We start from the raw sequence: 12466 nt of genomic DNA on the forward strand, positions 1-12466 counted from the left end.
CGGCGAGCAATCCACTGATGCGCCGCATACATGGGTGCCGAAGTCGGCGGTCGAACCTTGTCACCGAGCAATGCAAGCTGGGCTGAAGTGTGACCAAGTTCCACGAAGCGCGGCAGATTCGCCGCGTTTCGACCCATAACCTGACCCCCGTTTACCCGAAAAAAGACCTCCCTTGCAACCACCTGACCCGAGAAAGCCGATGCAACCGACCCCCGATTTCGACCCCGGAACGCTCGCCAAATCGCTGCTCAGGCGCTCGCGCCAGGGGGCGCTGGCAACGCTGATGGCCGGCAGTGGCGATCCCTATTGCTCCCTGGTCAATCTGGCGAGCCACCCCGACGGCTCGCCGATCCTGCTGATCTCGGGCCTCGCCGTGCACACCAGGAACATCCTGGCAGATCACCGGGTCTCCCTGATGCTGGACGAACGCGCGGCCGGCGATCCGCTGGAGGGCGCCCGAATCATGCTGTCCGGCCGGGCGGAACAGGCCGATGCCGACAAGGATCTGCTCCAGCGGCGGTATCTCAATGCCCATCCATCGGCCGAGGCCTTTGTTTCGTTTAAGGATTTCTCTTTCTTCAGAATTCGGCCCACGGGAACCCATCTGGTGGCCGGCTTCGGCCGCATCGTCGATCTCAAGCCCGAGCAGTTCCTGACGGACCTTACCGGCGCCGAGGATCTGCTGGCGGCCGAGGAGGGGGCGGTCGCGCACATGAATGCCGACCACCGCGACGCCATGGGCCTCTATGCAACAAAACTCCTCGGCGCGGCGGAGGGCGACTGGCGCTGCACCGGCTGCGACCCCGAAGGCCTCGACATGCAGGATGGCCAGACTGCGCTGCGGCTGGACTTCCCGGAGCGGGTAACTGACGGCACGGCGCTGCGCAAGATGCTGGTCCGTCTTGCTGGCGAAGCGCGCGCGAAGGTGGACTAGCGCGCAACAATTTGAACGCCGCCCCCCATCGCTGCGACCCAAGACCGTAATGGTTCGAAGTCGGCAGCGAGAGGGTTCATGAGACGCCGTCGTTTGACGCTGGTTGCGGGTTTGGCGCTCGCGATCACCGCATCGCTTGCCACGCCCAGCTTTGCCCAGAAGGGTCTCGCCGCGGAGAGCGCGCGGATCAACGCACTCCGAAGCGCCGGCAAATATTCGGAGGCGCTGCCGCTGGCGCAGGCCATGGTGGCGTCTCTCGAGAAGACCACCAACAATCGTGATCTCGCGGGCGCGCTCAACAACCTCGCGCAGATCTACGCCGATCAGGGTCACGACGACCAGGCCGAGCCGCTCTACAAGCGCGCCATTGCACTGATGGAGAAGGGGACCGGTCTCGACAGCGTCGAGATCGCACCGGTGCTGAACAATCTCGCCGCGCTTTATCAGAGGCAGAGCCGCTTTGCAGAGGCCGAGCCGCTGTTCAAGCGTGCGCTCGCCGTTCGTGAGAAGGCGCTGTCGCGCGAGCATCCCGACGTCGGTCAGTCCCTCAACAATCTCGCCACATACTATGTCAAGCAGCAGCGTCAGGTCGAAGCCGAGCCGTTGTTTCAGCGCGCGCTTGCGATCTACCAGAAGGCCGGTGGCCCCGAGCATCCGGCGGTCGCGACGCTCCTGAACAATCTCGGCCAGCTCGATCGCGACCTCAACCGCGATGCGGATGCCGAGGCGCCGATCAGGCGCTCGCTCGCGATCCGCGAAAAGGTGCTGGGACCGGACCATCCCGACGTCGCGCGCTCGCTGAACAATCTCGCCGGTCTCTACGAGCACCAGCGGCGCTATGCCGATGCGGAGCCGCTGTATCGCCGTGCGCTGTCGATCCGCGAACGTGCGCTCGGTCCCGATCATCCTGATGTCGCGACCTCGACCAGCAATCTCGCTTATTTCCTCTACGTCTCCGGGCGGAACGCCGACGCGCTGCCGCTCGCGGAAAAGACGCTTGCGAGCAATCGCGCGCAGCTGCGCGTCGTGCTGCCGGTTCTGTTCGCCGCGCGAGAGCAATATCTGCTGGCTGACGACAAGGCGCTGGACGAGGCGCTCGCCGCGATCCAGCGCGGCACGCAATCCTCCGCCGCGTCCGCCGTGAACAAGCTGGCCGTGCGCCTTGCTGCCGGCAGCGACCGGCTCGCCGAGCTCGTGCGCCGGGACCAGGATCTTGCGGCCGAGTCCGAGGCGCTCGACAAGGCGATCATCGCCGCGGTGTCGAAGCAATCGGCCCAGCGCGACGTCGCGGCCGAGCAGCGCAGCCGGGTGCGGATCGCGGCGATAGCGAACGAGCGCACGGGCTTGCAGAAGACGCTCGCGGTCGAGTTTCCCGACTACGCGTCGCTCTCCAACCCCCTGCCGCTGGCGGTCAAGGATATCCAGCCCTTGCTGTCGCCCGACGAGGCGATGGTGCTCTACTCCGTCGTCGACAAGCAGAGCTATGTCGTCGCGATCACGCGCGAAGGCGTCGAATGGAAGGAGATTCCTCTCGGCGCGGATGCGCTGACGCAGAAGGTGACTGCCTTCCGCAAGGGGCTCGATGTCGGCAAGGCGCGCGATGCCTCCGGCAAATCAGGATTGTTCGATCTCGGGCTCGCCAACGAGCTCTATGTCGCGCTGCTCGGCCCGGTCGAAGCGCTGACGAAGGACAAGCGCAACCTGCTGGTGGTGCCGTCGGCCGCGCTGACGGCGTTGCCGTTTCATCTGCTCGTCACGGAGACGCCGCAAGCCGCGATCCCGGACACGCTCGAAGGCTATCGCAGCGCCGCCTGGCTGTTGCGGCGTCAGGCGGTGTCGGTGCTGCCCTCGGTGGTCAGCCTGAAATCGCTGCGTGCCGTCGCGCGTCGGGAGCAGGGCGTGAAGCCGATGACCGGCTTTGGCGATCCCGTGTTCAATCCCGCGCTGGAAGGGCCGGCCGATCGTCGCGCGGCAGGCGGCAAGGTCGCCGCACGCAACATTGCAACAATTGCCTATAGCGATTTTTGGCGCGGTGCCGGCGTCGACCGCGCGCGGCTTGCGCAGGCGCTGCCGCAACTGCCGGATACCGCGGACGAGTTGAACGCCGTGGCCAAGGATGTCGGCGCGGCCGAGGCCGACATCCATCTCGGCCGCGATGCCAGCGAAACGACGCTGAAGCGTGCAGCGCTTGCTCAATACAGCATCATCTACTTTGCCACCCACGGTCTCGTCGCCGGCGATATCAAGGGATTGGGCGAGCCCTCGCTTGCGCTCTCCATTCCCGATCGGCCGACCGAGCTGGATGACGGCTTGCTCACGGCAAGTGAAGTCGCTCAGCTCAAGCTCAACGCGGATTGGGTTGTGCTGTCGGCCTGTAACACCATCGCCGGCGACAAGCCCGGCGCCGAGGCCCTGTCGGGACTGGCGCGCTCGTTCTTCTACGCGGGTGCACGCGCGCTGCTGGTTTCGCATTGGGCCGTGGATTCGGAAGCTGCCACCCGCTTGACCATTTCGACTTTCGAACTGCTCAAGAACGAACCAAAAATCGGCCGTGCCGAAGCCTTGCGCCGCGCGATGTTAACGTACGTCGATGACACCTCGTCACCGCGCAACGCCTATCCCGCGATGTGGGGCCCGTTCGCGCTCATCGGCGAAGGCGAGGTACGATAGGACGGCCCTGCGATTGTGCGTCGCAATAACCACAGGAAACGCCGAATTGCGCATTTGGTTGCGCGATCATTCGTATTTTTTTGATGCGCTCGCTCAGAGCTGACATGCGCGACGTTTGGCGCGGTCCTTGAATAAACCAAATCCTGCGGGATCGGCTTGGCAACGCCAGCGTTCACCATTATTACGTCGTTCAACCGAGGCCGGACGGCCTATAATTCACGGTGACCGCGATGGCGCCAAAGCTTGGTCGCGCTGAGTGTCGCGGGTTCTAGGAGGATTTTTCGTGCAAGAGACGGGCGTGCGCAACGGTGCCTTCGGTGCCGACAAATTCGGCTTAAAGAATCTCAAACGGGTTCACTGGAACCTCGGCGCGCCGCAACTCTATCAATACTCGCTTTCCGCGGGCGAGGCGGTGCTGTCGGCAGACGGTTCGCTTTGCGCCGACACCGGTGAGTTCACCGGTCGCAGCCCGAAGGACAAGTTCACGGTGCGTGACGCCACCACCGACAAGAAGATGTGGTGGGCGGGCAACCAGTCGATCACCGCCGAACAGTTCGAGACGCTCTACCAGGACTTCCTCAAGCACGCTGAAGGCAAGAGCCTGTTCGCGCAGGATCTCTATGGCGGCGCCGATCCGGCCTACCGGATCAAGACCCGCGTCTTCACCGAGCTCGCCTGGCACTCGCTGTTCATCCGTACGCTGCTGATCCGCCCCGAGGCGGTCGAGCTGCCGAGCTTCACGCCGGAGCTCACCATCATCGATATGCCGAGCTTCCGCGCCGATCCGAAACGCCACGGCTGCAAGTCGGAGAACGTCGTCGCGATCGATTTCGCCCGCAAGATCGTCCTGATCGGCGGGTCTTATTATGCCGGCGAGATGAAGAAGTCGGTCTTCACCACGCTGAACTATTATCTGCCCGAGCGCGGCGTGATGCCGATGCACTGCTCGGCCAATGTCGGTGCCAATGGCGACACCGCGATCTTCTTCGGGCTATCAGGCACCGGCAAGACCACGCTGTCGGCCGATCCAAACCGCACGCTGATCGGTGACGACGAGCATGGCTGGGGCCCGAACGGCGTCTTCAACTTCGAAGGCGGCTGCTACGCCAAGTGCATCAAGCTCTCGCAGGAAGCCGAGCCCCAGATCTACGCGGCATCGACGCGCTTCGGCGCGGTGCTCGAGAACTGCGTGCTCGACGAGGATACCCGCGTAGTCGATTTCGACGACGGCTCCAAGACCGAGAACACGCGCTCCGCGTATCCGCTCGACTTCATCCCGAATGCTTCGCGCACCGGCCGCGCGCCGCAGCCGAAGAACGTGGTGATGCTCGCCGCCGACGCCTTCGGCGTACTGCCGCCGATCGCAAAACTCTCGCCGGCGCAGGCGATGTATCACTTCCTGTCCGGCTACACCGCCAAGGTCGCCGGCACCGAGCGCGGTCTCGGCAACGAGCCGCAGCCGGAATTCTCGACCTGCTTCGGCTCGCCGTTCCTGCCGCTCGATCCGAGCGTCTACGGCAACATGCTGCGCGACCTGATCGCCCAGCACAATGTCGATTGCTGGCTGGTCAACACCGGCTGGACCGGCGGCAAGTATGGCACAGGCTCGCGCATGCCGATCAAGGTGACGCGCGCGCTGCTCACCGCCGCGCTCGACGGCTCGCTTCGCAACGTCGAATTCCGCACCGACAAATATTTCGGCTTCGCGGTCCCGACCGCGCTGCCAGGCGTGCCGGCCGAGATCCTCAACCCGGTCAACACCTGGAAGGACAAGGACGAGTTCGACAAGACCGCCCGCGCGCTGGTCGGCATGTTCCAGAAGAACTTTGCCAAGTTCGAAGCCCAGGTCGACGCCGAGGTGCGCGCAGCCGCGCCGGACGTGAAGCTCGCGGCGGAGTAATCGCTCGCATCATTCGAAATGCAAAAGGGCGGCCGCGAGGCCGCCCTTTTTGTTTGTGGATCTCCGCCTCTCCCCGCGTGCGGGGAGAGGCCGACGCGCGTAGCGCGGCGGGTGAGGGGACTCTCCGCGAATCCGTCTCTCACCGGGCCCGCGGAAGCGGCCCCTCACCCCAACCCTCTCCCCGTAAGAACGGGGAGAGGGAGAAGAGAGTCACGCCTTGAAATACGCGATTTGCGTGGTGGTCGCGAGCAGCCTGCCGTTCGGCGACCACAGCTCCGCATTCTGATCGGCATAGCTCTTGTGCATGATTTTCGAATCGGCCGTCGCGAGCACGCGCGTGATGTCTTCGGCCGCGAGCTCCTCGCTGTCGGTATGAAAATACGTCGTCAGCGACACCGTGCCGAACGGCACCAGCTCGCGCCTGACGTGGAAGATGCGGCCGAAGAAGGCGTCCGACATCGACATCAGCGACAGCATGTCGAGCTTGCGCGGCGTGCGGTCGCCAATCCAGAGCTTGGAATAGGTGCCAGCGAGCTCGGTCTGCGGTGGGCCAATCCGCATCTCGCCCTCGACGAAGCGGAATTCATACTGGTTGGCCCAGGACGCCGCGATCTTGGGGAAGGGCAGCGTTGCCTCGAACGCCGTGGCGTCCGGATATTGCGCCACCCTGTGCTCCCAGGAGGGCCGGCGCTCGGCGAACACGGCGGTGGCGAGCGTTGCGACCTCTCCGCCGCCCTGCGACAGTTCGACGCTCCAGTGCTGGCTGGAGCGATTGGCCTTCACCAGCCGCACGTCCAGATCGAACGGCCCCTTGGCGATCGGCGCGCAGTAATTGACGGTCAGCGCCAGCGGATCGCCGGCACGCTGTGGATGGTCGATCAGCGCACGCAGGATGGTCGCGGCCGTGGCGCCGCCGAACGGGCCGACAAAGGCCCAGTAGTCGTCGCTGGTATGCCCCTGCCAGCTGGAGTTACCGGCGCTGATGCGGGTGGCGTCGTCGAACGGGTGCGGGAGCTTGGCGTGCATTGTTGGTCCTCGGTGTCTCCCCGTTCGTCATTGCGAGCGAAGCGACTTGTCCGCCGAAGCCTTGGCGAAGGCGGAAGCAATCCAGAGTCCTTCCGCAGAAAAAGTCTGGATTGCTTCGTCGCTGCGCTCCTCGCAATGACGAGCGGTGTGCGCTGACGGTCATCATATGACAGTCGGCACCGTCTTGTTCAATGACGTCGCAGATAATGGAAGTCCGCGCTACGGAAAAATCAACCCGCGACGTCGCGCAGATCCGGCAGCAACGGCGTGGTCGGATTGACCGGCACGTTCCAGATTTCCTCGGCATATTCGCGGATGGTGCGGTCCGAGGAGAACCAGGCCATGCGCGCGACATTGAGGATGGAGGCGCGCGTCCAGGCCGGCGCCACCTGCCAGCGTGCGTCGACGCTGCGCTGCGCTTCGTAATAGGAATCGAAATCGGCGCTGACCATGTAGTGGTCGAGATAGCGCAGCGCGTGCGCGATGGATTCGAAGCGGCCGGGATCGCCGGGCGAGAACTCGCCGGTGCCGATCGCATTGATGGCGCGCTGGAGCTTTGGCGAATTGCGGATCACGTCGGAGGCGTCCAGCCCCTGCTTGCGGCGGATCATCACGTCGCCGGCCTCCATGCCGAAGATCGCGATGTTCTCCGCGCCGACATGGTCGCGGATCTCGATGTTGGCGCCGTCGAGCGTGCCGATGGTGAGGGCGCCGTTCAGCGACAGCTTCATGTTGCCGGTGCCGGAGGCCTCCATGCCGGCGGTCGAGATCTGCTCGGACAGGTCGGCCGCGGGAATGATCACCTCCGCGAGGCTGACATTGTAGTCGGGCAGGAAGACGACCTTGAGCTTGCCGCCGATCGCGGGATCGTTGTTGACGACCTCCGCGACGTCGTTGATCAGCTTGATGATCAATTTTGCGTAGCGGTAGCTCGCCGCCGCCTTGCCGGCGAAGATCTTCACCCGCGGCACCCAATTGCCGTTCGGATCGTCCTTGATCGACTGGTACAGCGCGACCGTCTCGATGACGTTGAGGAGCTGGCGCTTGTATTCGTGAATGCGCTTGATCTGCACGTCGAACAGCGCGGTCGGATCGACCTTGATGCCGAGCCGCTCGCCGATCAGGCGTGCCAGCGCGGTCTTGTTGTGAAGCTTGACGCTGCGGAACTTCTTCTGGAATTCGACGTCACTGGCGCGGGCTTCGATCAGGCTGAGCTGGGTCGGATCGTCGAGCACGGCTTCGCCGCAGGTCTCGCGCAAGAGGTCGGTCAGCTTCGGATTCGCCAGCATCAGCCAGCGGCGGAAGGTGATGCCGTTGGTCTTGTTGGTGATGCGGCCGGGATAGAGATGGTTGAGATCGTGGAACACGGTCTCGCGCATCAGGTCCGAATGCATCGCCGAGACGCCGTTGATGCGGTGCGAGCCGACGAAGGCGAGCTGGCCCATGCGCACGCGGCGTCCGCTCCTCTCGTCGATCAGCGAAACCGAGGCACGGAAATCGATGTCGCCGGGCGCGCGCGCTTCGGCCAGCGCGAGATGCTGCACGTTGATGCGGTAGATGATCTCGAGATGGCGCGGCAACAGCCGTTCGAACAGTTCGACCGGCCAGGTCTCCAGCGCCTCGGGCAACAGCGTGTGGTTGGTGTAGGACAGCGTCGCGACCGTGATCTTCCAGGCCTCGTCCCAGCGGAAATTGTGCAGGTCGACCAGGATGCGCATCAGCTCGGTGACGGCGAGGCTCGGATGCGTGTCGTTGAGCTGGACCGCGACCTTCATCGCGAGGCTGCGAAGCTGGCCGTCGGAGGTCAGGTGGCGATTGACCAGGTCCTGCAGCGAGGCGGAGACGAAGAAATACTCCTGGCGCAGCCGCAGCTCGCGTCCCGCCGGGCTCTCGTCGTTCGGATAGAGGAATTTGCAGATCGCTTCCGCGCGCGACTGCTCGGCGCTGGCGCTGACATAGTCGCCCTTGTTGAAGGCGTCGAGCTTCAACGGATCGGGCGAGCGTGCCGACCACAGGCGGAGCGCGTTGACGTGCTGGCCGCGCCAGCCGACGATCGGCGTGTCATAGGCGATCGCCTGCACGGTCTCGGCCGGATGCCAGATTGCGCGGTCGCGGCCCTTGTCGTCGACATGCTCGACGCCACCGCCGAAATGGACGTGATAGATCACCTCGGGCCGCTGCAATTCCCAGGGATTGCCGAAGCTCAGCCATTCGTCCGGATATTCCTGCTGCCAGCCCTGATTGATGATCTGGCGGAACAGGCCGTAATCGTAGCGGATGCCGTAGCCGATCGCGGGGATCGAGAGCGTGGCCATGCTCTCCATGAAGCAGGCGGCGAGCCGTCCCAGGCCGCCATTGCCGAGCGCGGCATCCGGCTCGCATTTGCGGAGCTCAGGCAGCGACACGCCGAGATCGCCGAGCGCGACCTCGAAGATCTTGAGCAGCCCCATGTTGTTCAGCGCGTCGGTGAAGAGACGGCCGATCAGGAATTCGAGCGAGAGATAATAGACGCGCTTGCGTCCCGCATCGTAGCTGTGCTTCTCGGCCGTGAGCCAGCGATGCACGATGCGGTCGCGCAGCGCGAGCGCTGCGGCCTGGTACCAGTCGTGCTTGGTCGCCATGCCCGCATCCTTGCCGATGGCAAGGCGCAGCTTCGCCAGGATCGCGCCCTTGACGTCAGCCAGCGCGAGCTCGTCGATGGGCTGGCTGGAGGCCGGCAAACTTGGCTGGAACGATTGATCTTGCAAGGCCGTCACTTCCTGGTCGCGAGAACACCACTAACTCTACGCGTCTTGCCACGGCACCGGAACCATCGCTGGCGCGGCTGTGCACTGCGCTGGCGTAAATTTATGCAAGGAACGGGCCGATTTGGGAACCCGGAAGCGTACGGGGAGATGCGGATTCGGTGCTAGATTGAGGGCAGATTCAGCCCTCAGTGTGGAGGAAACGTCCATGAGACTGCTGATCGAAATCGCCGCCGCGGCCTTCCTCGTCATCTGCATCACCGCTTCCAGCGCCGCCTTTGCCGCCGGCAAGCCGGACCGCAGTGCCGACGGCCTGAGCTGCCGCTTCAGCGTTCCGGAAAGTGTGTCTCCCGCGGTGCGCTGCGCCGCCATCAAGCGCTAGTGCGGCGGCAAGTTCTACGCGAATGCGTGCGGGGACAGGCTGGTGTCGGCGGCGAATTGAGGAGCGGGCCGCTGGCTTCGCTGTGCGCTATCTGACCACGCCCGACGTGAAGCCCGCCTTGCGGCGCGGCGGTTTGATTTCCTTTTTCAGGAAGCAGCGCGCTTCACGCCCGGTGTAGCCGGGACGGGAATAGGTGAAGGCGCGGCACTTGTTGTCGGCGGTGCAGGCGGCCTTGCAGGCCTCTTCGCCTTCGCCGTCCTTGATCTCGAAATTGCGCAAGTCGCCGCCGGGGCGGTCGATCGACGTTTCAACGCCTTCGATCCGCGGCTCGATCACGCCGGCGCCACGCACGCCGGAGATGCAGCAGCTGCCCGGGACGCGCGGCGGCACCGTGTTCTTGAGCCAGCACACTGCCGAGCCGCCTTCGACGTCGGGATAATTGAAGCTCCAGGAGCGGCAGCGGCGGTCGCGCTCGCAGAGCAGCGCACAATCCTCGGGGTCACCTGACGTCACCGGCGAGCTGAAATAGTCGCCGCCGGGCCGGTCGAACGCCGTCTGGGCGCGCGCAGGCACGCTCGCAAACACGAGCAAAAGCAACGTGGCGCAGGCCACGACGTTTGCCATGACGGCCCCACGCAGGCGGCCCTTCCCCATCGGAACAGCTTTCGAGTTATTGACGGCGCTCAGGTTTTTTCAGCCGGTCATTTGATCGCCGCAAACCTGTATGGGCGATGAACGGCTCCGGTCCTGGTCGTCGGCCTCTGGCCTAGAACGCGTATTCCGCGTAGGCCGGTTCCACGGAGCCGTTCCAGGCGCCGTTGAACTTCTCCAGCATCTCCTCGGCCGGCGTCCGGCCGGAATCGATGATGCGATCGAGCGGCTCCAGATGCCGGGTCTCGTCGCGGCCGAGCTGGTCGATCCGGCCGCGGCGGCGCAGGCCGGCATGGGCCAGAACGAGGCATTCCTTGGCGATCTCGAACAGATAGCGGTCCTTGATCCGCGCCTTGAAGCCGAACCGCGGCACGTCGTCGCGCAGGGCCTGGCGCTCATGCGCGGTCCAGTGCTTCACGAGGTCCCAGGCGGCATCGAGCGACACATCGTCGTAGAGCAGCCCGGCCCAGAACGCCGACAGCGCCGGCAGGCGGCCCCACGGGCCACCATCGGAGCCGCGCATCTCGAGATAGCGCTTGAGGCGCACTTCCGGGAAGATCGTCGAAAGATGATTGGCCCAGTCCGACAGCGTCGGACGTTCGCCGGGCAGATTGTTGTTGCGGCCGTCGAAGAAGGCGCGGAACGAGGAGCCCGAGACGTCGATGTAATCCTCGTCGCGCTTGACGAAATACATCGGCACGTCGAGCGCGTAGTCGACATAGCGCTCGAAACCCATGCCGTCCTCGAATGCCCACGGCATCATGCCCGAACGCGCATTGTCGGTGTCGCGCCAGATCTCGGAGCGGAACGACAGGAAGCCGTTCGGCTTGCCCTCGGTGAACGGCGAATTGGCAAACAGCGCGGTCGCGACCGGCTGCAGCGCGAGCGAGACGCGCAGCTTCTTGACCATGTCGGCTTCGGAGGAGAAGTCGAGATTGGTCTGCACCGTGCAGGTCCGGTACATCATGTCGAGGCCGTATTGGCCGACCTTCGGCATGTAATTGGTCATGATCTTGTAGCGGCCCTTGGGCATCACCGGGATGTCGGCGCGCGACCAGGACGGCGTCATGCCGAGCCCGAGGAAGCCGATGCCGAGCGGAGTCGCGATCTCGCGCACCTGCGCCAGATGCGCCATCAGCTCGCTCTGGGTCTGATGCACGTTCTCGACCGGCGCGCCGGAGAGTTCGAACTGTCCGCCGGGCTCGAGCGAGATGGCGCCGCCGCCGGTGACGTCGTAGAGGCCAATGATGTTGCCCTTCTCCATGATCGGCTCCCAGCCGAGCAGGAGCTTCATGCCTTCGAGCAGCGCGCCGATGCCCCGCGCACCCTCGTAAGGCACCGGACGGTGGCCTTCGAGCGTGAACGGCGTCTTCTCGTGCTCAGTGCCCATGCGGAATTCGGACGGGTCCTTGCAGCCGGCCTCGAACCACGCGACGAGTTCGTCGCGCGATTGCAGCGGCGTCATATCGATCTGGTCTCGCGCCATATCAAACTCTAATCAAAAAGGGCGCTTCGATCGAAGGCGCGCGGGTGACGGGGTGGTCCGCGAACCCAGGGGGTGCACGGACGAGCTGGTGTGCCGCACGATCATCGCGACGGCGTGGTTTCGTTGACGTGGACGGGCGGCAGTTTCATCTCGCCGCACGAGCAGCCGAGACGGTCGAGCAGACCGCTGAGCTTGACGGCATCCGCATCGGACAGTTTCGAGCCGACATACTTTTCGATCGCGGCCGAATAGGCGCCCCACATCCGCTTCTGCAACTCGCGGCCGGCTTCCGTGATCTCCACGAACTGGCCGCGCTTGTCGATCTTGCATTCGCGCCGGGAGGCGAGTCCCTCGTCGACCAGGCGGTCGATCAGGCGCGAGGTGGAGTATTGCGGGATCAGCATCTGCCGCTCGAGTTCCACCGGCCGCAGCTCACCCGAGGGCGCTCGCGACAATTCGAGCAGCGCGTCGTACCATGCCAGCGGCGGGAATCCCGCCTTCTTCAAGTCCTGCTCGACGCAATCGAGCACGCGGCTCTGCACCCGCATCAGGCGGATCCAGGCGGAAGTAGCCTCGGTCGATGGTTTGCGTTTCATGGTCCCGCTCAAGCTCGTCGCCCGTCTCTTACCCTACTCGATGCACCTGCATCAATCTTGACTATTGGATGCAGGCG

Annotated in this window: 9 protein-coding genes; 4 read left to right on the top strand and 5 right to left on the bottom strand. The window is 64.6% G+C overall.

The features are described from left to right. Nucleotides 1-199: 199 nt before the first annotated feature. From OWC48_RS13300 to OWC48_RS13310, 3 genes are all read left to right on the top strand, one after another. On the top strand, nt 200-934 hold the full coding sequence (locus OWC48_RS13300; RefSeq protein WP_282520393.1) for a HugZ family protein: 735 nt from the start codon (nt 200-202) through the stop codon (nt 932-934). A gap of 78 nt (nt 935-1012) precedes the next feature. After that, a complete protein-coding gene (locus tag OWC48_RS13305; protein WP_282520394.1) occupies nt 1013-3604 on the top strand; it encodes a CHAT domain-containing tetratricopeptide repeat protein in 2592 nt (863 codons plus the stop codon). 283 nt (nt 3605-3887) lie between these two features. Next, the gene (locus OWC48_RS13310) at nt 3888-5504 is read left to right on the top strand and encodes a phosphoenolpyruvate carboxykinase (protein WP_166345764.1); all 1617 of its coding nucleotides are present in this window, start codon (nt 3888-3890) and stop codon (nt 5502-5504) included. Between the two features lie 210 nt (nt 5505-5714). Here OWC48_RS13310 and OWC48_RS13315 read toward each other — a convergent pair whose 3' ends face one another. Continuing rightward, on the bottom strand, nt 5715-6530 hold the full coding sequence (locus tag OWC48_RS13315) for an acyl-CoA thioesterase II (RefSeq protein ID WP_282520395.1): 816 nt from the start codon (nt 6528-6530) through the stop codon (nt 5715-5717). 230 nt (nt 6531-6760) lie between these two features. Next, nucleotides 6761-9277 (bottom strand): glycogen/starch/alpha-glucan phosphorylase, encoded by a 2517-nt coding sequence (locus OWC48_RS13320; RefSeq protein ID WP_282520396.1) that lies wholly within the window; start codon nt 9275-9277, stop codon nt 6761-6763. A gap of 205 nt (nt 9278-9482) precedes the next feature. Between OWC48_RS13320 and OWC48_RS13325 the strand changes: the two genes are divergently transcribed. Continuing rightward, nucleotides 9483-9656 carry a hypothetical protein gene (locus tag OWC48_RS13325; protein ID WP_282520397.1) on the top strand — a complete coding sequence of 58 codons (174 nt, stop codon included), beginning with the start codon at nt 9483-9485 and terminating at the stop codon, nt 9654-9656. Between the two features lie 87 nt (nt 9657-9743). On the opposite strand, the gene OWC48_RS13330 is transcribed toward OWC48_RS13325, so the two are convergent. The 3 genes from OWC48_RS13330 to OWC48_RS13340 form a co-directional block, all read right to left on the bottom strand. Next, a complete protein-coding gene (locus OWC48_RS13330; protein ID WP_282520398.1) occupies nt 9744-10310 on the bottom strand; it encodes a PAN domain-containing protein in 567 nt (188 codons plus the stop codon). A 112-nt stretch (nt 10311-10422) separates the two neighbouring features. After that, nucleotides 10423-11793 carry a glutamate--cysteine ligase gene (locus OWC48_RS13335; protein ID WP_038933719.1) on the bottom strand — a complete coding sequence of 457 codons (1371 nt, stop codon included), beginning with the start codon at nt 11791-11793 and terminating at the stop codon, nt 10423-10425. Nucleotides 11794-11894: 101 nt separating this feature from the next. Continuing rightward, complete coding sequence (locus tag OWC48_RS13340; protein WP_014498535.1) at nt 11895-12389, bottom strand: MarR family winged helix-turn-helix transcriptional regulator; 495 nt, start codon at nt 12387-12389, stop codon at nt 11895-11897. Nucleotides 12390-12466: the final 77 nt, after the last annotated feature.

The organism is Bradyrhizobium sp. Arg816, assembly GCF_029989365.1.
Taxonomy (GTDB): Bacteria; Pseudomonadota; Alphaproteobacteria; order Rhizobiales; family Xanthobacteraceae; genus Bradyrhizobium.